This is a genomic window from Flavobacterium mesophilum, from assembly GCF_039581405.1.
Taxonomy (GTDB): Bacteria; Bacteroidota; Bacteroidia; order Flavobacteriales; family Flavobacteriaceae; genus Flavobacterium.
On the sequence record NZ_JBCPXZ010000001.1, the window covers coordinates 215061 to 236343 of the forward strand.

24 protein-coding genes are annotated in these 21283 nt (G+C 35.2%); 15 read left to right on the plus strand and 9 right to left on the minus strand.

The features are described from left to right. Positions 1–51: 51 nt before the first annotated feature. A complete protein-coding gene (locus AAYQ19_RS00830) occupies positions 52–2595 on the minus strand; it encodes a dermokine domain-containing protein (RefSeq protein ID WP_343532854.1) in 2544 nt (847 codons plus the stop codon). A 346-nt stretch (positions 2596–2941) separates the two neighbouring features. On the opposite strand from AAYQ19_RS00830, the gene AAYQ19_RS00835 reads away from it, so the two are divergent. Continuing rightward, a complete protein-coding gene (locus tag AAYQ19_RS00835; protein WP_343532856.1) occupies positions 2942–3358 on the plus strand; it encodes an OsmC family protein in 417 nt (138 codons plus the stop codon). Between the two features lie 126 nt (positions 3359–3484). After that, a complete protein-coding gene (locus tag AAYQ19_RS00840) occupies positions 3485–4258 on the plus strand; it encodes an alpha/beta hydrolase (RefSeq protein ID WP_343532858.1) in 774 nt (257 codons plus the stop codon). Positions 4259–4400: 142 nt separating this feature from the next. On the opposite strand, the gene AAYQ19_RS00845 is transcribed toward AAYQ19_RS00840, so the two are convergent. The 3 genes from AAYQ19_RS00845 to AAYQ19_RS00855 form a co-directional block, all read right to left on the minus strand. Next, entirely contained in the window at positions 4401–5369 is a 969-nt protein-coding gene (locus tag AAYQ19_RS00845) for a hydrogen peroxide-inducible genes activator (RefSeq protein WP_343532860.1), read from the minus strand. A 371-nt stretch (positions 5370–5740) separates the two neighbouring features. Then, on the minus strand, positions 5741–6226 hold the full coding sequence (locus AAYQ19_RS00850) for a MarR family winged helix-turn-helix transcriptional regulator (protein WP_343532862.1): 486 nt from the start codon (positions 6224–6226) through the stop codon (positions 5741–5743). A gap of 3 nt (positions 6227–6229) precedes the next feature. Beyond that, positions 6230–6721 carry a GNAT family N-acetyltransferase gene (locus AAYQ19_RS00855; RefSeq protein WP_343532864.1) on the minus strand — a complete coding sequence of 164 codons (492 nt, stop codon included), beginning with the start codon at positions 6719–6721 and terminating at the stop codon, positions 6230–6232. A gap of 229 nt (positions 6722–6950) precedes the next feature. On the opposite strand from AAYQ19_RS00855, the gene AAYQ19_RS00860 reads away from it, so the two are divergent. Beyond that, positions 6951–7298 carry a winged helix-turn-helix transcriptional regulator gene (locus AAYQ19_RS00860; protein WP_343532866.1) on the plus strand — a complete coding sequence of 116 codons (348 nt, stop codon included), beginning with the start codon at positions 6951–6953 and terminating at the stop codon, positions 7296–7298. 4 nt (positions 7299–7302) lie between these two features. On the opposite strand, the gene AAYQ19_RS00865 is transcribed toward AAYQ19_RS00860, so the two are convergent. Further along, entirely contained in the window at positions 7303–7896 is a 594-nt protein-coding gene (locus tag AAYQ19_RS00865; RefSeq protein ID WP_343532868.1) for a Crp/Fnr family transcriptional regulator, read from the minus strand. A gap of 151 nt (positions 7897–8047) precedes the next feature. Between AAYQ19_RS00865 and AAYQ19_RS00870 the strand changes: the two genes are divergently transcribed. The 8 genes from AAYQ19_RS00870 (at position 8048) to AAYQ19_RS00905 (ending at position 15523) form a co-directional block, all read left to right on the plus strand. Further along, positions 8048–8488 carry a GlcG/HbpS family heme-binding protein gene (locus tag AAYQ19_RS00870; RefSeq protein ID WP_343532870.1) on the plus strand — a complete coding sequence of 147 codons (441 nt, stop codon included), beginning with the start codon at positions 8048–8050 and terminating at the stop codon, positions 8486–8488. A gap of 32 nt (positions 8489–8520) precedes the next feature. Beyond that, positions 8521–9516 (plus strand): L-glyceraldehyde 3-phosphate reductase, encoded by a 996-nt coding sequence (mgrA, locus tag AAYQ19_RS00875; protein ID WP_343532872.1) that lies wholly within the window; start codon positions 8521–8523, stop codon positions 9514–9516. 23 nt (positions 9517–9539) lie between these two features. After that, a complete protein-coding gene (locus tag AAYQ19_RS00880) occupies positions 9540–10988 on the plus strand; it encodes a glycoside hydrolase family 30 protein (protein WP_343532874.1) in 1449 nt (482 codons plus the stop codon). Between the two features lie 2 nt (positions 10989–10990). Continuing rightward, positions 10991–11626, plus strand: a complete 636-nt coding sequence (locus AAYQ19_RS00885; RefSeq protein ID WP_343532876.1) for a carbohydrate-binding protein — start codon at positions 10991–10993, stop codon at positions 11624–11626. Between the two features lie 164 nt (positions 11627–11790). Then, the gene (locus tag AAYQ19_RS00890) at positions 11791–12381 is read left to right on the plus strand and encodes a TetR/AcrR family transcriptional regulator (protein WP_343532878.1); all 591 of its coding nucleotides are present in this window, start codon (positions 11791–11793) and stop codon (positions 12379–12381) included. Between the two features lie 232 nt (positions 12382–12613). Further along, positions 12614–13063: a PaaI family thioesterase gene (locus tag AAYQ19_RS00895; RefSeq protein ID WP_343532880.1), complete on the plus strand. Its 450-nt coding sequence runs from the start codon at positions 12614–12616 to the stop codon at positions 13061–13063. 54 nt (positions 13064–13117) lie between these two features. Then, positions 13118–14668 (plus strand): DHA2 family efflux MFS transporter permease subunit, encoded by a 1551-nt coding sequence (locus AAYQ19_RS00900; RefSeq protein ID WP_343532882.1) that lies wholly within the window; start codon positions 13118–13120, stop codon positions 14666–14668. A 48-nt stretch (positions 14669–14716) separates the two neighbouring features. Beyond that, on the plus strand, positions 14717–15523 hold the full coding sequence (locus AAYQ19_RS00905; protein ID WP_343532884.1) for an SDR family NAD(P)-dependent oxidoreductase: 807 nt from the start codon (positions 14717–14719) through the stop codon (positions 15521–15523). 68 nt (positions 15524–15591) lie between these two features. On the opposite strand, the gene AAYQ19_RS00910 is transcribed toward AAYQ19_RS00905, so the two are convergent. The 3 genes from AAYQ19_RS00910 to AAYQ19_RS00920 form a co-directional block, all read right to left on the minus strand. Further along, positions 15592–16206, minus strand: coding sequence for a GNAT family N-acetyltransferase (locus AAYQ19_RS00910; RefSeq protein ID WP_343532886.1), 615 nt, complete (start codon positions 16204–16206; stop codon positions 15592–15594). A 7-nt stretch (positions 16207–16213) separates the two neighbouring features. Continuing rightward, the gene (locus AAYQ19_RS00915; RefSeq protein ID WP_343532888.1) at positions 16214–16360 is read right to left on the minus strand and encodes a hypothetical protein; all 147 of its coding nucleotides are present in this window, start codon (positions 16358–16360) and stop codon (positions 16214–16216) included. Between the two features lie 257 nt (positions 16361–16617). Further along, positions 16618–17004: a DoxX family protein gene (locus tag AAYQ19_RS00920; protein ID WP_343532890.1), complete on the minus strand. Its 387-nt coding sequence runs from the start codon at positions 17002–17004 to the stop codon at positions 16618–16620. 300 nt (positions 17005–17304) lie between these two features. Between AAYQ19_RS00920 and AAYQ19_RS00925 the strand changes: the two genes are divergently transcribed. From AAYQ19_RS00925 to AAYQ19_RS00940, 4 genes are all read left to right on the plus strand, one after another. Further along, complete coding sequence (locus AAYQ19_RS00925) at positions 17305–17877, plus strand: GNAT family N-acetyltransferase (protein ID WP_343532892.1); 573 nt, start codon at positions 17305–17307, stop codon at positions 17875–17877. Positions 17878–17959: 82 nt separating this feature from the next. Further along, positions 17960–18412 carry a carboxymuconolactone decarboxylase family protein gene (locus AAYQ19_RS00930; protein ID WP_343532894.1) on the plus strand — a complete coding sequence of 151 codons (453 nt, stop codon included), beginning with the start codon at positions 17960–17962 and terminating at the stop codon, positions 18410–18412. Between the two features lie 92 nt (positions 18413–18504). Continuing rightward, positions 18505–18843, plus strand: a complete 339-nt coding sequence (locus AAYQ19_RS00935) for a YciI family protein (RefSeq protein WP_026729613.1) — start codon at positions 18505–18507, stop codon at positions 18841–18843. Between the two features lie 86 nt (positions 18844–18929). Beyond that, the gene (locus AAYQ19_RS00940) at positions 18930–20186 is read left to right on the plus strand and encodes an RNA polymerase sigma factor (protein WP_343532900.1); all 1257 of its coding nucleotides are present in this window, start codon (positions 18930–18932) and stop codon (positions 20184–20186) included. Between the two features lie 207 nt (positions 20187–20393). Here AAYQ19_RS00940 and AAYQ19_RS00945 read toward each other — a convergent pair whose 3' ends face one another. Continuing rightward, positions 20394–21272, minus strand: a complete 879-nt coding sequence (locus AAYQ19_RS00945) for an NAD(P)H-binding protein (protein WP_343532902.1) — start codon at positions 21270–21272, stop codon at positions 20394–20396. Positions 21273–21283 lie beyond the last annotated feature (11 nt).

The following is a 21283-nucleotide window of genomic DNA, read 5'->3' on the forward strand; positions in this document are numbered from 1 at the left end:
ATCCAACTACCAAACCTGATTTTTTTATGAATTAATAACTAACCTAAAAACCTATCTTCTACCTCTAAATCCGCCACCACCGCCACGAAATCCACCACCGCCAAATCCGCCACCATTAAAACCACCTTGGCGTTGGAAGTTTTGGAAATTACGCGTTTGCGATTCGCCACGGTCTCTTGAAAAAGCAGAACGGTCAAGATCATTTGTAACATCAGCACGGCCAGGTTCTCCAAGAGGTTTGTTTGGTTGTCCTAGCGTTTGATCCGGTCTATTCAAATTATTTCCTTGCGTTCTGTCACCTAATCGGGTTTCGCCACCTAAATTTTGGTTGTTCGGCAAGTTATCACGTTGGATTCTTTCGCCAGCACCATTGGCTCCAAGTCCCTGATTCGGGTTATCACGCTGGATGCGCTCCCCTGCTCCATTGGCACCAAGTCCTTGATTCGCTCTATTCTGAATGCCTTCACCTGCTTTTTTTGACGAACCTAAAGTTCCTGCTTGCGTCCAGCCACCGTTTCCGTTGTTGTAATGACTCCAGTTTCCGTTGGCATCTCTTTTATAAACATGTCCGTCATGGCCTGCGTATAGATTATTGTTGGTACGAACAGTCGTTCCGCCACCACGGTGATGTGTAATTACACCTTCTTTTCCACCCGAAGTTTGGTACGCAACTGCTGTTCCGCGTCGGGTTGTGATATGTCCGGTTTGTGCCCATTGATTTCCGTTTGTAGCGGCAGAATGTCCCCATTGTGCATAAGCGTTATGACCTTGATTGGTTCTGGCGTAATTTCCTGTCCACGGATTGTATGTACTTGCCGCAGTACGACCACCATACCAACCTTGCACACTTGCAGAACGCCCGTATCTTCCTGTTGCTGGATTGTACCAAGCCGAAGTTCCTGCAGCGCCATAAGGTCCGTAAACGCGTCTTCCGGCTGCGTAGCCACCCGTCCACGGATTGTAAACCGCTCCGCCTCCGTACGCATACGGCCACGGACGGTAAATTGGATATAATCCTCCATAATATACATAAGGCGGATAATACCAGCCTGTACCATATGTCAATATCGCGCCAAAAGTAGCTCCAATAATAAAAGCACCCAAATAACCCGCAGTTGAACTGCTTTCTACAGTAGTATCCGTAGTGGTTTGCGTTACATACGTCACGTTATATACAGGCGAACTTGGCGGAATTGTATAAATTTCTTTCGGAACAGAATCCGCTGTTTTCCAAGGTCCGTTTGGACTTGTCGACATAAACCAAACCGCTTGAAAACATAAATAATACAAATCGCCTACTTTGATGATTTTCTCTTGTGTATTGCTCGCATATTGCATTTTTGTTCCTTCAATTGGTTTAAATTGAGCTGTTCCGCCATCATAAGTCACTTTTACTTTTGCTTCAGCATCTGATTTTTTCAAAATAGCCGTTGTTGGAACTTGCGCTAACATTACAGCATCTTTGGCTTCTTGCGTTCCCGGTACTGATGCCAACACATTTGCACGTGGAGAATCTTTAGGGATTTTAGCAAAATCGGCAGGCAGGCTATTTCCTGCATACGACCAAGGTCCTTTTAACTCTTTAGATTTAAACCATCTTCCTGATAATAATACATAATATTGACCATCGGCTTCATTGGCAAAAACATCATTTTCCGTATTGTCGATGTACATTAATTTAGTTCCGTCAATTTTAATGAACTTCGGACTTCCGCTTACGGCAATCAATTCGGCTGGTTTATTGCTGTAGAAAACCTCTGGAGCATTTCCTGAAGATGGAGGCGGAATCATTTTTTTGACTTCATCAAAATTTTGTCCTGATGGCAGATTGGTTAATCCTGAAGGCAGTTTCGTCGTTTTTGTCCATTTACCGTCAAGCGCTTTTGAAGTCAGCCAAATATTTTCGGCTAACAAATAATAATCTTTAGTTGTTTTATCAAAAAACAAATCCCAATTGGTATTCACCACATATTGCATATCCGATTTATCAATTGGCACTAAAACCGGCTCTCCTTGTACAATCAACAAAAGCGATGGATTCGTACTATAAAAAATAGCTGGCGGATCGTTTTTAGCGGCAATTCCTTTTGGTGGCGCTTTCGTATGGCTTAAATCGGCCAAGATTCGATCTACCGAAATCGGATCACCACTTTGAGGCAACGTTTCTTTGAAAAGTTTTGTCATTTCAGGAACTTTCTTTTCATCCAAAGCTGGAAATCGAATATCGGTTACTTGAAGATTTTTAATAAAAGCGCTTCGGTTGTCTTTATCAACCAAAGTTTCTGCTTTTAAAGAAGCCACTCCTACAACCTGTTTTCCATCTTTCGGTGTCAAAGAAAAAGCCACTCGAGCTGTCAATTCTTTAAAATCTTTCCAGTCATCCACCTGAGGCTGATAATAAACGAGTTTTGTTCCGTTATTTTCAGCTTCGCGTGGCCAACCGTTATCCGCAAAAGTGGAATCGACAGTTTCAGACTTTTCAGTTTCTGTCGGTACTTGATCTTTATCTTTCTTGCAAGAGAACAAAATAGCGCTCAAACAAACTGTAATTAGTAGAAAAGCATTTTTCATAAATCTAAAAATTAGGTTATTCATTCAAAAATTATTTTTCTGGTTTACTTATAAAAAATTGTTTCGGATAAAAATAATTTCAATGCTTTTATAAAACTAAAAATCAACGATTTAGTTTGTTTCAAATTCTAATCTGAAACCAAATAGTAAGTAAATCCCCTCTTTTATTTCTTTTATTGAAAATTTAAGAACAAAAAAAGTTTCGACTCAAAGTTTAAATCTATACCAGTAAAATCAATAATTATAAATTATTTTTATAAATACTAAAAATTATTAATTTGATTAATAATAGCCATCGCTATACCTTTGTCTCATCAAAATCAAAGAAATGATTTGAACATCTTAAAAAATAATTTAAAAAATAGAAATCATGAAATTTACAAGAAGAGCAAACGCAAACTGGAAAGGTACAGGAATGGAAGGAAAAGGAACCATTAGTACTCAAAGTACAACTTTAGATAATGCACAATTATCTTTTAAAACTCGTTTCGAGCAAGGTGTTGGAACTAATCCTGAAGAATTAATCGCAGCAGCACATTCTGGCTGTTTTACTATGCAATTGAGCTTTTTATTATCTGAAGCTGGTTTTGTTCCAGAAGATTTAGATACAACAGCCAAAGTAACTTTTGAAGACGGAACAATTACTTTAATCCAATTAGAGCTTACTGGAAAAGTTCCAGGAATCTCTGAAGAAGATTTCCAAAAAACAGCTCAAAAAGCAAAAGAGATTTGTCCAATTTCTAAATTGCTTAATACTGAAATTACATTATCAATCAACTTATTATAAACAAATCCCAATTTTTAAAATTCCAAATTCCAATTAAAAAACACCTCAAGCTAAAGCTTGGAATTTGGAATTTCAATATTGGAATTTCTAATTAAATCAACAATAAAAATTTAAAATCTAAATAAAATGAAAACAATATTTAAAAGCTTTTTAGCATTCGGAGCACTAATTCTTACTTTATTATTTACAACAGTAAATGCAAACGCTCAAAAAACAGTTTCTCAAATTAAAAACGTTGTATTGGTTCACGGTGCTTTCGCAGATGGATCAGGGTATAAAGGTTTATACCAAATTTTGACTAAAAAAGGGTATAATGTAACAATCGTTCAGAATCCGCTAAGCTCTTTGGAAGATGATGTGAGAGCTACAAATTTAGCTTTAGACAAACAAGACGGACCAACAATTTTGGTTGGACATTCTTGGGGAGGAACTGTAATTACTGAAGCTGGAAATCACCCAAAAGTTGCGGCTTTGGTTTACATTGCAGCTTTACAGCCTGATAATGGCGAAAACTCTGTTCAATGGTTGCAAACTGCTCCCCCAGCTCCTGAAAATGGTGTTTTGGCTCCAGACGACAAAGGTATTGCATACTATGACAAAGCGAAATTCCGCGCTGGTTTTGCGGGCGATTTAAGCAAAGAAGATGCTGATTTTATGTTCGCTTCTCAAGGTGCTTTCTACGCAAAAGGTTTTGGAACACCAATCACTAAAGCGGCTTGGAGAACTAAACCTTCATACGGAATAGTTGCTACAGAAGACAAAAGCATCAATCCAGATATCGAGCGTGCCATGTACAAACGTTCAAACACTAAAATCACTGAAATCAAAGGTAGCCATGTGGTGTTTATTTCTCAACCTGAGAAAGTGGCGAATGTGATTATTGAGGCATCTAAGAAATAAATTTCAATATTTTAAATTCCAAATTCCAAGGGTTTGGGGGGAAATTTCTAAAAATAAATTCCAAATTCCAATTTGAACACATAACTATTCAAATTGGAATTTGGAATTTTTGTATTGGAATTTCCTCATTTATTGGATTTTCTTAAGAATACTTACTAACCTCTTTAATAAAATAAGGCGAATCATTCCAACGGATTTTTCTATAATTAAAATCTTTTTTGAGGGATTCGGGAAGACAATTCCAAATGGCCTCGTTCATTTTTTCTAATAAAAGCTTTTTTGAAAATGAATCCGAAACTACTAAGCTTATCTCCCTTACCGGAACCGGTTCTTTAAAAGGTTTGAAAAGTCCGCCTGATTCGTTCAATGTAGAAAGCTTCGGAATAATGGCAAATCCCAAATGCGCACGAACTAGATTTTTTAAAGTTTCAATCGAATTAATGTCGTATGTAAATTGCTCTTTTATTTTATCGGATGATTTTAATCCGCAGATATCTAGCAATTGTGCGTTGTAGCAATATTCGTGATGCAACAACAATAATTCAGTTTTATCTCCCGGTTGCATTTCATAAAATTCATCATTCGCCATTGGATGCGTTTGGTTCAAATATGCCACAAAAGGTTCTTTAAAAATAACATGTTCAATTAAATTTGGATTTCCTGTTGGCGTTGCCATAATCGCGACATCAATTGCTCCGGTTTCTAGATCTCGCATTAAATGTCCGGTATAACCTTCTTTGATAATGAAATGTACTTTTGGTGCCGCTTCTTTCATCGCTTGAATAAAAAGCGGAATCAAATAAGGCGACAAAGTCGAAATAATACCGAGCTTCAACTCTCCTTCTAATAGATTTTTCTGATTCACCACAAAATCCCGAATTTCATCAGCTTCGCGCAGAATCTTTTTGGCTTTGGTAATAATTTCAGTTCCTAAAACGGTTGGCGTAAGCGGCACTTTATTGCGATCAAAAATCTTGATTCCGATTTCTTCTTCCAGATTTTTTAGCTGAATTGTAAGTCCAGGCTGCGTCACCATACAGACTTCGGCGGCGCGTGCAAAATGACGTTCTTCGTCAAGTGCTACAATATATTTTAATTGCTGGATAGTCATGATTTTTCTTTTGAGGTACTAAGCTACTAAGTCGCTAAGATACTAAGCTTTTACGCTTATAATTCTATTTTATAAAGATACATAAATATCAATTTAAATTATAACGAAAGCATAACTCCTTATTAATCAACTTTGTCAAAGTTTAAAACTTTGACAAAATTACGCAGCAGGATTTTTTTCCAAATTTTTAACATTTTTAAAGAAACCAAAAGATAAAATTTATCGTACATAATAGAAACGATTTTTAGGCATGTGGTAAACTAGAATGGAGTAGTTTTTGGAGCATATCGAAATTTATCACATCCTGAATATCAAATTATTCTAAGCCGATTTATAAATAAGAAAAGCGATCCTAAACAGATCGCTTTTGTTTATTTCTCTTCTTGACCCTTCAACTGTAAAGCCCGTTGCAAAAAACTTTGATGCAAAATTTTATTCTCGGCTTCTTCAATTGCTCGTAATAAATTGTTTTGATTATTAGTGATTTCAGTCAATGCATTTTTCATAACTTCCCAAACAGGTTTCATTTGTTCAATCAGCTCCTGCCCTTTTGCTGTTAACTGAATCAACCTTTTTCGTTCGTCGATTTTGTCTTTTTTAGAGCGAATCAGTTTTTGTTTTTCTAATTCCTTCAGCAAGCTAATTGTTGACGGATGCGTATAGCCTATTTCATTAGCGATTTCGACCACACTCAAAGTATCTTTATGATGAAGCGTATAGATTACAGGAAACCATTTGGGCTCAAAATCAATTCCGTATGATTTATAAACTAATGCGCCATCTTTTCGCAATTGCTCGCTCAAACGCTGTAATCGCGTTGAAATCGCCAATATTCCTGATTCGTCTATAATATTCATCTCTTATTTCTTTAAATTTAAATGGCAGAAAACCGTATCGGGCTTCATTAACGGAAATTTTTCTGGCAGTGCTTCCTTTTCAATATATTCAAAACCGTTTTTTTCGTAAAATCGTAACGCCGCTTTTAAAATCGAAACGGTTCCCAAATATAAATCATTGATTCCGTTTTCTTTGGAATATTGAATTAAAGTCTCTAACAATTTCTGGGCAATCGAAAATTCTTTTCCTCGGAATTCTTTTTTAACAAACATCTTTCGGATTGCGGCTTCGTGTTCATCAAACTTTACCAAAGCAATGGTTCCAACTAATTCATCTTCGATAAAAGCGCCCCAAAAACCGCCACCTCCAGCATGATAAAAGTTTTGAATATTAAATAAATCCGGCTGATCTTCTAAAGTAATTGGTACACCAAATTCATTTTGCTGAATGTTGATTATTAAATTCGCAGCTTCATTTTCGTATTCGTTTGCTATGGGTTTTATTACTGTTTTCATGCATTTAAAATTTTATATTACAAAACTACGTAGTTAAATACATAAATGCAATTATTTATGATTTATTTATATTTTTGTTTCACGCAGATTTTGCAGATTGTAGCAGATTTGTTTTGATTTTGGTTAAGTTGAAATGCAAAATCATCAATAATAAATCTGCATTCATCAGCTTAAATCTGCAGAATCTGCGTGAAATATTTTTTAATTAGAAATTAAGCAAATACAAGTCATGGCGAGAAATCAAAAAGAAGAATTTCAAGCACTTCAAGATACTTTATACGTTTTGGGAGGAAAATGGAAACTGCCAATCATCAATTCGATTTGCAACGGAAATAACCGATTTAAAGATATCAAGGAAAGTATTCCTGGAATCACATCCAGAATGTTGTCTAAAGAATTAAAAGATATGGAACTGAATAATTTGGTTAAAAGAACTGAAGATCCAGATGCCTTGATTCCTATTTTATATGAATCGACACCCTATTGTAAATCTTTTGGACCGATAATTTCGGAAATGATTAAATGGGGCATTTCACATCGAAATCATATTAAAAACAGACAAGCAGAAAAAAACTAATTTTCTATTCCTGAGTTTTTAAGCTTTTCAAATGTTTTGTTCGCAACCTGCTTAAAAATTCGGGGGTTATTCCGAGATAAGACGCAATATATTGCTGCGACACACGCTGTGAAATCGAAGGATAACGCGTTATAAATTCAACATACTGCTCCATCGCCGTTGAAGAAACTGTTTTGAATAATCGTTTTTGGAGTTTCGATAAATGCCTCTGAATCATCAATCGAAACATTCTTTCTAAACTCGGCACTTCATTGATTAGATTTTCTTTGGATTGTCGGGTCAAAACCAATAGTTCACAATCTTCTAAAGTTTCAATATACATATCACTCGGAACCTGATCTTCAAAACTGGTGATATCACTTACCCACCAATCTTCAATAGCAAACTGGAGCGTTAATTCTTGTCCGTTTCGATCGATAAAATATTCTCTGATACATCCTTTATTGATATAGGCTTCGAAATTGCAGATTTCTCCGGCTTTGAGCAGAATCGTTTTCTTCGGAACCAATTTAAATTCAAGACTTTTTTCAAAGATTTTCACTTCCTCTTTTGAAAGACGAGCAGATCTGGAAAGGTAATCGTGAATTTTCGCAAACATTTTTTATCTTTTTTAGGAATTGGCAATGACTTCTTTTACAAACAAAAAGTAAATATAAGAGGTTTTATTTATTAATATTTCTTGATCTAGTTTAAGAAATGAAATAATTTATTCCTGCAATTTTGAAAAAATTATTTGTTATAACCTAAAAATGAACGAACAAACTCTTGATTCACAAATTGCTTTGGCTTTCGCCGAAATTGAAAAACTAATACCGCAATATCTTCAAATTGAAGAAGATCGACAAATCTCAAACGGAAATGTCGCGATTTGCATTATTGATGAAGATGGTGCCGTATATGGCCGAATGTATGGAAATGACAAACCACGCCAAAGGCAATCATACAAAATTGCTTGGACAAAAGCGAGCCAAGTTTGGCTTACTGGAATAAAAACGGGAGAATATGAAAAAATGGTTTTTAACGGAATTTTCGATGAAAATGCTAACGGAATCGAAGCTCCAGACTTAATTGGCTGGCAAGGCGGACAACCTATAACTTTAAATAACGGAACAAAATTATCTGTAGGTTTCAGTGGCTTCAGAGGCACAACCGATTTAGAAATCGCGACAAAAGCTTTTGAAAACATCTAAATAAATTAACAATTGACAATTAATAATTAAAAATGACTTTCATACCCGATTCAAATCGTTATCAAAAAATGGAATACCGTCGTTGCGGCAACAGTGGTTTATTATTGCCGGCACTTTCTTTGGGATTATGGCACAACTTTGGCGCTATTGACGATATTTCAAATGCACGCGAAATTTTACATACTGCCTTTAATAATGGCATTACACATTTTGATCTTGCCAATAATTACGGTCCGCCTCCTGGGTCTGCCGAAAGCACTTTTGGCGAAATATTCAAACATGATTTTAGAAGTTACAGAGACGAACTTTTGATTTCAAGCAAAGCCGGCTGGCCAATGTGGGACGGCCCATATGGCGATTTTGGGTCTAAAAAACACTTGATTGCTAGTTTGGATCAAAGTCTGAAACGCATGGGATTGGAATATGTAGATATTTTTTATCATCACAGACCCGACCCAAATACGCCGATGGAAGAAACCATGGCAGCACTGGATTTGATTGTCCGTCAAGGAAAAGCGCTTTATGTAGGCGTTTCAAGCTACAGTCCTGCCGAAACCGAAAGAGCGTATCAAATTTTAAAAGAATTAGGAACTCCTTGCTTGATTCATCAACCGAAATATTCCATGTTTGAGCGTTCTGTTGAAGATGGATTATTAGATGTTTTAGAGGTAAACGGAATTGGCGGAATCGCTTTTTCTCCACTTGCTCAAGGACTTTTGACCAACAAATATTTGAACGGCATCCCAGAAAATTCAAGAGCAAATGCCAATCGCGGCAACGGCGCAATGGAAAAAGATGCTATCACTGAAGAAAACATTGCAAAAGTTCGCCGATTAAACAAAATGGCCGAAGAACGTGGTCAAAGCTTGGCACAAATGGCATTGGCTTGGGTTTTGAAAGACAAACGCATTACATCAGTAATCATTGGGGCAAGCAAAGCAGAACAAGTTCTTGATTCATTAGGCTGTCTTCAAAATACTTCGTTTTCAGAATATGAATTACAAGCTATCGACCAAATTTTAGCATAACGCTCTAACCAAAAAACTATATTATGAATTTATCCTTGAACAAAACATGCCTGACCATCATGTTATCTGGATTTTTAGTTGCGAATATTTCGGCGCAACAAAAAGAGTATAAAAATGTTACGGTTTATGTAACAGCTAAAAACTCAGACAAAAAACTAAGCAAGACAGAAACACTTTCTTTTTCTGCAAAACCACAAACTACAGAAAAAGAAATTGCTGTTTTTGTTGATCCAGCTAAAACCTATCAAACTTTGTTAGGAATTGGAGGTGCTTTGACTGACGCTTCCGCAGAAGTTTTCTATCAGCTTCCAAAAGATAAGCAACAAGAAATCCTGACTGCTTATTATGATAAAGAAAAAGGAATTGGGTACACTTTAGCACGTACCAACATGCAAAGCTGTGATTTCTCGAGCGATATTTACAGTTATATTGCTGAAAACGATGTTGCCTTAAAAACCTTTGACATTAGCCATGATAGAAAATATCGTATTCCTTTTATTAAAGAAGTCATTGCAAAAGCAGGCGGAAAAATCACTTTATATGCTTCGCCTTGGAGTCCGCCGGCTTGGATGAAGACCAATAATAATGTTTTGCAAGGCGGTACTTTAAAGCCAGAATACCATCAAAGTTGGGCTAACTTTTTTGTCAAATTTATCAAAGAATATGAAAAAGAAGGCATTCCGATTTGGGGTTATACAGTCCAAAACGAACCAATGGCAGTGCAGCGCTGGGAATCTTGTATTTTTACTGCCGAGGAAGAACGCGATTTTATCAAAAACTTTCTTGGACCAACCATGCAAAAAGCAGGGCTTTCTAAAAAGAAATTGATCATGTGGGACCACAATCGCGATTTGATGTATCAGCGTGTAAGCACAGTTTTGGAAGATAAAGATGCTGCAAAATATGTTTGGGGTGTTGGCTATCATTGGTATGAAGACTGGATGAAAGCCGGAATGAATTTTGAGGCAGAACGTCGTGTTGCAGAAGCTTTTCCTGACAAACCATTAATTTTAACGGAAGGTTGTGCTGCTGATTTTGATCAAAAATTATTGACCGATTGGAGTTTTGGAGAAAAATATGGAATGTCAATGATCAATGATTTCAACATTGGAACTGTGGCTTGGACAGATTGGAATGTTTTATTAGATGAAAAAGGAGGTCCAAATCATGTTCAGAATTTCTGCATGGCTCCTATTCACGCTGATCTAAAAACTGGAAATCTGATTTATACTAACGGATATTACTATTTGGGACATTTCTCAAAATTTATTCGTCCCGGAGCAAAACGCATTGCTTGTTCATCAAGCAGCAACAAACTTTTGTCGACTGCATTTGTAAATGAAAACAATCAACTAGAAGTTGTAGTTATGAATCAAACAGATGCCGATGTAGATTATTTTCTTTGGATAAAAGGAAAAGCGACAAAAATTACTAGTGTAGCACATTCAATTGCAACCTTAGAAGTTCAATAACTATGAAAAAAATCGCAACATTTTATGTTTTAGCACTCATAAGTTGGTCGTCGTGTTTTTCGCAGACTTCCACTGCTAAAGCATTACAGCATATTCCTGGTAAAATCGAATGCGAATTGTATGATTTAGGTGGCGAAGGAGTCGCTTATCATGATACAGATGCCGAGAATAATGGAAGCGGAAAATTAAATCCGGTAAACGGAAATCCACTAAATGAATTCAGAATAAATGAAGGTGTCGATATTTCGTATTCTAAAGATGGAGATATTGACAACAATCCATATAATAAAGTCCCGAGAAGTATTGGTTCGCTTTATGTCGGCTGGACCATGCCATCAGAATGGATTAATTATACGGTAGAAGTAACTAAATCTGGAACTTATAAGATAGAAGCACTTTATACCGCAAACGGCGATGGTGAAATTTCGATTGAAGTGGGCGGAAAAGATGCTACAGGAAAAATGAAAATCGTCTCAACGCATGATGACAAAGATCCAATTGATTGGCGGCAATGGCATCATTGGAACAGTGCAACAATTGGAACTATAAAGCTGCAAAAAGGCAGACAAACCTTAAAGCTTCATATTGTTTCAAACGGTAACATGAATTTTGATTATTTGACTTTTACTGCCCAATAATTTATAATGCCCCTAAAACTCCCATTCTAACCTAAATGGGAGTTTTTTCATCCAATAAATACTACTTAAAAAGCTGTTTTTCAGGTTTATTTAAAAATAAATCAAAAAAAACGTAATTAATTATACCGATTGGTATATATTTGCAGTGTCAAAATGATTTTGTCATGAGCAAAGCAGAAAAAACAAAGCAATTTATTATTGAAAAAACGGCTCCAATCTTTAATATGAAAGGATACAGCGGTACTTCGATAAGCGATATTACCGATATAACCGGACTTACGAAAGGAAGTATTTATGGTAATTTTGAAAGCAAGGATGAAGTGGCGATTGCGGTTTTTAAATATAATGTAAAGAAAGTTCAGGATGCATTTTCGAGAGAAATTGATAAAGAAAGTACTTTTAAAGGGAAGTTATTGGCCTATCCAAAACTTTATTGCGAGTATTCAGATTTAAATGTTACTCAAGGCGGTTGCCCAATTTTAAACACAGCAACAGAATGTGACGATACGCACCCAATATTAAAAAAATACGCTGAAAGAACTCTAATTTCTTGGAAGGAAAAAATAATTTATTTCATTGAACAAGGAATCTTAGCGGGAGAATTCAAAGCAAAAGATATAGACGCGGAAAGAACAGCTTTAACTATTTTAGCACTTATTGAAGGCGCTATTATGATCAGCAAATTGACTGGAAATTTAGCCGATTTAAACAATGTCATGTTTTCAGTACGCAAAACAATAGAAGAACTGGAATAAAAGCAATCAAAAAAATTGCTTTTTTTATTAATTAAAAATATACCGATTGGTACAAAAAAAACAAATAACAATTAAAAAAATCCAAATTCCAAATTTGCGTTTGTCAGGCTGAGCGAAGTCGAAGCCCTTCTTTGTGCCCTTCGACTTCGCTCAGGCTAACAGCTGCAAAACTCAAAACTCAAAATTCCAACAATCAACCATTAACAATCAACAATCATCTAAAAACAAAAAAATGCAAACAAAAACCAGATTACAAGTCCTTCAGGATCATATTGGCAGAGAATTTTCTGTCTCCCCTTCTCCATTCATGCTTTGGATGAATCCAATTGTTGTAGCTGCAGAACAAGGTACCGTTACTTTTAAATATGTAATCCGACATGAAATGTCAAATCCGATTCAGTCTTTACACGGCGGCATAACAGCCGCAATTGCAGATGATTGCATAGGTGCGACAATGTTCTCGCTCGATGAAGAAAACTTCTATACCACCATCAATCTTAATGTTGATTATTTTGCTCCGGCACATGTTGGCGACACTATAATTGCAAGATCTTCAATTATCAAAAAAGGAAAACAGTTTGTAAATGCACAATGCGAAATCTGGAACGAAGCCGAAACTCGCTTAATTGCAAGAGCATATTCTAATTTATTCAAAACAAATGTGGTTAAAAAAGTCCTTTAATACCAAAAGGCTTTTTTTTACCATAAAATATACCAATCGGTACAAAATAAAATTATGACACCTCTACAACGAAAACTGCTGATTTTAACCGTAATCCTCGCCGCGATTATGGAACTTATTGATATTTCAATTGTCAATGTTGCGCTTTCGCACATGAGTGGTAATCTTGGTGCAACTTTAGAAGATACCTCTTGGGTTATAACGGCTTATGCAATTGCCAATGTAATTATCATTCCGATTACGAGTTTTTTAAGTGCCAATCTCGGGCGAAGAAATTATTATATAGGGTCCGTGATCTTATTTACTTGTTGCTCTTTTATGTGCGGTCATTCGTCAAATATTTGGATGCTTGTATTTTTCAGATTCTTTCAAGGAATTGGCGGAGGTGCTTTACTATCAATATCGCAAGTTGTGGTTTTTGAGCTTTTTCCAAAAGATAAACAATCTACGGCTGGGGCATTATTTGGAGCTGGAATTTTTATTGGACCAACGATTGGGCCAACGCTTGGTGGTTATATTACTGAAAATTATGATTGGCCTTGGATTTTCCTAATTAATATCCCAATTGGGATTTTAGTAACCATTTCGTGCCTTTTACTATTAAAAGAACCACCTGTAAAACCCGAGGTTTCAAAAGTCGATTGGACAGGAATTGCTTTGCTTGCAATTGGAGTTGGCGCCCTGCAAACGGTTTTAGAAAGAGGCGAAGTCGAAGATTGGTTTGAAACTCGTTATATCGTGGTTCTTGCCGTTATTGCATCAATTGCTTTATTGACTTTCATTTATTGGGAATTACAAATCGATAAGCCTGTCGTAAATCTTAGAGTGCTAAAAAGCAAATCATTAAGTATTGCTGCAGTTTTGACTTTTGTAACTGGTTTCGGAATGTTTGTTTCCATTTACATAAGTCCTGTTGTCGCGCAACGACTTTTAAGTTTTTCACCTTATCAAACGGGCTTGCTTTTACTTCCGGGAGCATTATTTGCTTTAGTCGCCTTAAAAGCCTGCGGAACATTACTTCAAAAAGGCGTTTCTCCTGTAATTATAATTGCTACAGGGTTTCTGCTATTCATCTACTTCAATTGGAGAATGTCTGAAATAACACTAGAAACCAGTGCTTTTGAGGTATCGACATCATTAATTTTCCGCGCCCTAGGAATGGCTTTATTAACTGTTCCGCTAACCATGCTCGCAGTTTCTTCACTTGATGACAAAGATGTTGGCCAAGGTGCGGCGCTTAACAATATGATGCGACAATTGGGCGGTTCGTTTGGTGTATCCATCATCAATACCTACATCGCGCACCGTTTTGCTGAACATCGAAATGTTTTGATTTCGAATGTTACGCCAAATAATATCAAAGCCATGAACCGAATAAACGGTTATATCAATTACTTCCAAAACAGAGGTTTTGCATACAACGAAGCAAGATCAAAAGCATTAAAACTTATGGAAAACATTGTGACAAGACAATCTTCATTATTGAGTTACAGAGATGCATTTCTCTTTGTAGGATTATTTTTTGCCATTACACTTCCCTTATTGTTGTTTGTAATGAGCAAATCAAAAAAACCAAAAACAAACATGATCCTTTCTGATCACTAAAAACAAAAATCATAACAACATATTTAATATAATTTAATTACAAACACCATGTCAAAAACAATTTTAATTACAGGAGCTTCAAAAGGATTTGGAAAAGCCTGGACAGAAGCTTTTTTAGCAAAAGGATATAAAGTAGCTGCAACTGCGCGAAATATTAACGATTTAAATGATCTAAAAGAACAATATGGAGACGCTATTTTGACCTTAAAACTTGATGTAAACAAACGCGAAGAATCACTTTCGGTAGTTCAGAAAGTGCAAGAACATTTTGGCTCAATTGATATTTTAATCAATAATGCTGGTTATGCTTTAACGGGTGCCATAGAAGAAGCTTCTGAAAATGAAGCAAGAGCACAATTTGACACCAACTTCTTTGGAACTTTATGGCTTACGCAAGCTGTTTTGCCAATTATGAGAAACCAAAAAAGCGGTCATATCATTCAAGTTTCTTCAATTTTAGGATTAGCAACTTTACCAACAATGGGACTTTATAATGCCTCAAAATTTGCGTTGGAAGGTTTAAGTGAAACTTTGGCGACAGAAGTGAAACAATTTGGAATCAATATTACTTTAGTCGAACCAAACGGTTACGCTTCAAATATTTGGCACAACGAAATTAGAAGTGAAAGCAATCCGGTTTACGACGGACTTAAAAAAGCGGTATCAGAATCAGAAAATGATTTTGGAAAAGTTGAAGCGACATCATCTGCAATTTTGAAACTTGTTGAAACTGAAAACCCTCCATTGCGTTTGCTTTTAGGAAGAGTGGCGTTGCCATTTGTAAAACAAACTTACGAGCAAAAATTAAAAACGTGGGAAGAATGGAAAGACGTTTCTGTTGAAGCGCACGGATAATTTAAATTTCTGATTTAGTTGAAAAAGCGAGACAATTCTCTTCTGAGAAGTCTCGCTTTTTTTATGATTTAAATTTCATCTTCGTTTTTCTTTGGATCAAAAAGCATTGCAGTACACAAACAATTTTTTCTTTCTTTACTTAATAAAATCGGGCAATTGATACAGCTTTTACAGTTTTCCCAAAAATGTTCGTCTTTTGTTAGTTCAGAATAGGTAACGGGTTCAAAACCGAGTTCATGATTCATTTTCATAACGGCAAGGCCTGTCGTTAAGCTAAATACCTTTGAATTCGGGTACTTTTTTAGACTAAGTTCAAAAATCTTTTTCTTGATTTTTTTGGCTAATCCTGTATTTCTAAACTCAGGTGCGACAATTAATCCAGAATTCGAAACATAACAGCCATTTTCCCATGAAGAAATAAAAGCAAAACCAGCCCATTTTCCATTTTTTGCAAATGCGATAACGGCTTCACCTTCTTTCATTTTTTTCGAAAGCAATTCAGGAGATCGGCCTGAGATGCCAGTTCCGCGGGCTTTCGCAGATAATAAAGTTTCTTTGCAAATTTCATTTAAATAAAGAGTATGTTCGGCTCTTGCTTCTTCAATTAAAATATCATTAGCTCCATTAATTTTTTCTGTTGAAGAAAAATTTGGTGTGTTTATTCTATTCGGAAAGGTTTTCATTTTAATACTAAGCTATTTTAGTAATAAGCATAACCGTAATAAATAAAACTACTGTAAAAACCATTAAGTTGACTAATCTGTCTTTATTTCGTCTCGATTTATTTGAAAAATACGCTTTTGTGATTTCTTTACTTCTGTTTTTATTTGTTTTCATCGTTAAATGTTTTAGAATTAAAAAGCGTGTTTTTATAAAATAACAACGCTATTAACCTTTAAAAAACAAAAGGCGTGCCACAGCAACTCAAAACAGCCTAAACATTTCATTATAAAACAAATAACAAAAGCCGAATCGGAATCAATTTATAAAAGTCTATCAAAATGATAAACATATATTCAAAATGGAAGGGGTAAAAATAAAAAAGCTCTAAATCAAAAATCTAGAGCTTTCGGTTTGCTATATTTTAGAAAAAATTAATCCCACTGATTTGTTTTTGAAACCGCAAATTTTCCAGCGCCAGTAAAAAACAAGGCAATAGAACCCAAAAGATACAGCATAAGCAATTCATTTGCATAACCTCCATGTTCGCTAATGGAGAAAATATCTTGAGCGTGAGCCGTTGCAATTGCTACAACACAAGTCACAGCTAGAAGAACAGCCGCAATTCTGGTTCTGAAACCTAATAAGATTGCAATTGGCCCTAAAACTTCACCAATATACACTGCATAACCAAAGGCTCCCATATTTTCAACAAGAAATGAAATTCCGTGAATCAATTTGGCAATACCATGAAAAAGCATTAAACCTCCAACGCTGATGCGCAATACTAATACTCCTAAGTCTGAGTTTTTTGAAATCATAATAATTTTATTTGGCTTTTAAAGTTTATGTAAATTCGATTTATAAAAAATCTAAAATACAACATTTTGTTATACTACAAATAATATTATTTAGAATTATTTTAAATAATTTTATACCACGCTGATTTTAATTTTTTCTCGCAGATTTACCAGATTACGCAGATTTAAACAATAATTCAAAAACAACTATGATTCTATGTGATAAATAAAAATCTGCACAATCTGCGAGATCTGCGAGAGACATTTTAAAAATGTATAAAGCTATTTTTAAAGTAAATTTACCAAACAAAATTTTTCAAAATGATTATAAGAAAAGGCAAACTATCCGATGCAGCATCCATTGCTCCTATTCTATTATTGGCAATGGAAGATATCGTTTACAAGTTCATCAAAAAAGAAGATTACGATTCTGCAAAAGATTTTCTGCAGTATTTCATTCAAAAAGAAAACAATCAATATTCGTATCAAAATTGCTTTGTTGCCGAAGAAGATGATGAAATCATTGGTGCAGTAAATATTTATAACGGCTCCGATTTAGAGGCTTTAAGAAATCCAATAATTGAATACGTCAGAAGCAATTTTAGTCCCGAATTTGATCCCGAATGGGAAACCAGAGCTGGTGAGTTTTACATTGACTCCTTGGGCGTGAATCCTAAATATCAAGGAAAAGGTATTGGATCAAAAATACTTCGCTTTTTAATTGACGAATATGTAATTACAAACAATCAAACTTTAGGATTATTAGTTGAAGAAGATAATCCGCTGGCTAAAAATCTCTATTTAAAACTCGGATTTCAAGTTGCTGGCGAAAAAACTTTGGTTGGAAAAAGACTGGAACACCTTCAAATTAGCCCGAAAACATTGAGATTATAATTTTTTTATATTTTTTTTCAAAATTTTGTCCAATTCTGAAAACTCAGTTGTCATTAGAGTATAACATTTAAAATTATACATCATGGAAACTAGAATTAACGTATTCGAAAAAGGTCAAAAAGCAGTATCAACATTATTTGGAATCACTGGTTATTTGAAAAAATCAAATGTAGAAAGATCACTTTTCGAATTAATCGAATTTAGAATTTCACAAATCAACAATTGCGCATATTGCATCGACATGCACACCAAAGAAGCGATTGCCCACGGCGAAACCACACAACGTTTATTTGGTTTAAGTGCTTGGAAAGAAACTCCTTATTTTACAAAAAGAGAAAGAGTTGCACTTGCTTATGCTGAAGCCGTAAATGCTTGCGATGTGCCAGACGAAATCTATGAAATCGCAAGAGCCGAATTTTCTGAAGAGGAATTAATCGATCTTACCCTAGCAATCGGAACAATCAACATGTGGAATCGCCTTAATATCGCTTTTGCGAATACTCCAGGAACTTACAGAGTGGGCCAATTTGGATAAATAATCTGGGCTGTTTTTATTTTGACAAAAACACTAAATTTATATCATTATAAAAAGAGCTTCTTTTTTATAAATCATTAAAACGAATCAAAATGAACGAATTTATATTAATTTTCAGAAGAGATTTTTCAACTAAAGAACTTCAGCCGTCACCGGAAGAATATCAGCAGCATTTGCAACAATGGCAAAACTGGTTTGGAAGTTTGGCCGCACAAGACAAACTTGCAAGACCTTTACAACGTTGGGACGGAAAAGGAAAACTGGTCACTTCAAACAAAGGAATTACAGACGGACCTTTTGTAGAGATCAAAGAATCGATTGGTGGATTAATTGTTATTAAAGCCAAAGATTATGATGAAGCTGCGGCAATTGCACAAGATTGTCCAATCCTGAATTTTGGCGGAAATGTTGAAATTAGAATGGCGGTCTAAATAATTATAAATTATGAGTTATGAATTATATGTTATTTCTTTTCTAAAACTTATAATTCATAACTCGTAACTCAAAATTTACACTTTTGGAAAAAGAACTTATACCCAATTTATTCAGAACTGAATACCAGAAAATTGTTTCTGTGCTTTGCAATTTGTTTGGCATTCATCATATTGAAATTGCCGAAGATATTGTAAGCGATACTTTTTTGGCTGCTTCTGAAACTTGGGCTATAAAAGGAATTCCAGATAATCCGACTGCTTGGCTTTATACCGTTGCAAAAAACAAAACCAAAAATCATTTTAAGCGAAATGATATTTTTGAGAAGAAAATTGTAACCGAAATCAAATACAATTCGCCACTTCATAATCCTGAAATCGAAATTGATTTATCTGAACAAAATATAGCTGATAGTCAGCTGGCGATGATTTTTGCCATTTGTAATCCTTGCAATTCAGATGAAGCGCAAATTGCGTTGGCGTTGAATTTATTATGCGGTTTTGGAATAAATGAAATTGCAGATGCTTTTTTATCTAATAAAGAGGTGATTTACAAACGAATAAATCGAGCCAAAGAAAAACTCAAAGAAGAAAACATCAAAATCGAAAGTCCGAATATTGCTGAAATAAAAGATCGAATCGATACAGTTTTAAAAACGATTTATTTGCTTTACTCAGAAGGCTACTACTCGACTTCTCAAAATACGACCTTACGAAAGGATCTTTGTGCCGAAGCTATGCGCCTTGTCTATTTATTGATTCAGAATTCGGCAACAAATTTGCCAGAAACAAATGCTTTGATGGCGTTGATGTGTTTTCATTCTTCCCGATTTGAAGCTAGGACTTCAGAAAACGGCGAAATTATTTTGTATGAAGATCAAAATGAAACTCTTTGGAATCAAGAATTGATTGATCGTGGCACTTATTTCTTAGGAAAATCATCCATTGGAGATACGCTTTCAAAATATCATATTGAAGCTGGAATCGCCTATTGGCATACGCTGAAAAGCGATACTTCGGAAAAATGGAAAAACATACTGGAGCTCTACAATCATTTGATTATTTTAGAATATTCGCCAATTGTAGCGTTGAACCGAACTTTTGCCTTATCAAAAGTAATGGGAAAAAAAGAAGCCATCATCGAAGCTGAAAAACTGAATTTGACTGATAATCATTTCTATTATTCATTACTGGGCAATTTGTATACTGATATTGACAATTTGAAGGCAAAGAATAATTTTGAAATGGCTCTAGGTCTGGCCAAAACACAATCGGATAAAAATATTATTAATAAAAACATTTTGGAGCTTTCATCTAAAATAGAGCATAACGAAAGAAATTAAAAAATGGGCAGCAACTTATCTGCCCATTTTTATTGCTCAAAAAAATTAAAATCGGCTTATAAAAAATCTTTTTAAAGGCTTATTTTATTCTTAGGCTTACTACTTAAAATAAAAAAACAAAAAAAATATCCGTTGGCGAAAGTAGCAAGATGTGAAACTAAAAAAATCACTATAAATAGTGATTTTTTGTTTTGGACCTAAATAAATTTAAAAGTTTGATGCAAATTCTTTAGCGAAATCTTCTAATTTGATTTTTCCATCAATTGACGTTTTGTTTTTCAGAAAATCTTCGGCTATTGCGCCGCTTCTTAAACCTGTTCCCATTTCGGTATATAAACCTGCAATTTCTTCTGGCAATCCAGCTTGAGCCATACCGTCTAAGGCTTGCTCATCAGTGAACTCGATCCAAGGCAATTCTGGTTTTCCAATAGCATTTCCAAATGCTTTTGCAACATCAGCCGGCGTACGAACATCGCTTACAATGTAACGAACATTTTTACCAGAACCTGTTTTTTGCAATTCTTCGGCAACAGCCATCGCAATATCATTTGGATGCACATACGGAATTACAGTCGAAGCTGGAAAATTAGATCCTACAATTCCCGCTCCTTTTATCATTGGAACATCGTGATAAAAATTCGTGTAAAAAAATCCAGCACGAAGAAAAGTTATCGAAGTGTTTTCTAATGCTTGGTATATTTTTTCAATAGAATAAAGTCCTGCAATTGGCCCAGTTCCATTTGGCAAATCAGCACCGATACTGCTTAACATAACAACACGTTTAACACCTGATTTTTGAATTGCTTCAGCAAAAGCTTGACCTGCTGTTTTCATATTTTTTAAAATATTTGAACCGCCCATATTTGGAGGTGTCATCACATAAATTGCATCAGCTCCCGTAAATGCTTTTTCTAAAAAAGAAGCATCATGCATAGACCCAATTGCTGGTTTTGCGCCTAAAGCTTCAATTGCTTCGCTTCTTTCAGAATTATTGCTAATAACGGTTACTTCATGTCCAGAAGCTACAAGTTTTTGTACTAATGGTTTGCTTACGTTCCCTAAAGAACCTGATATTGTAATTTTCATAATGATATATT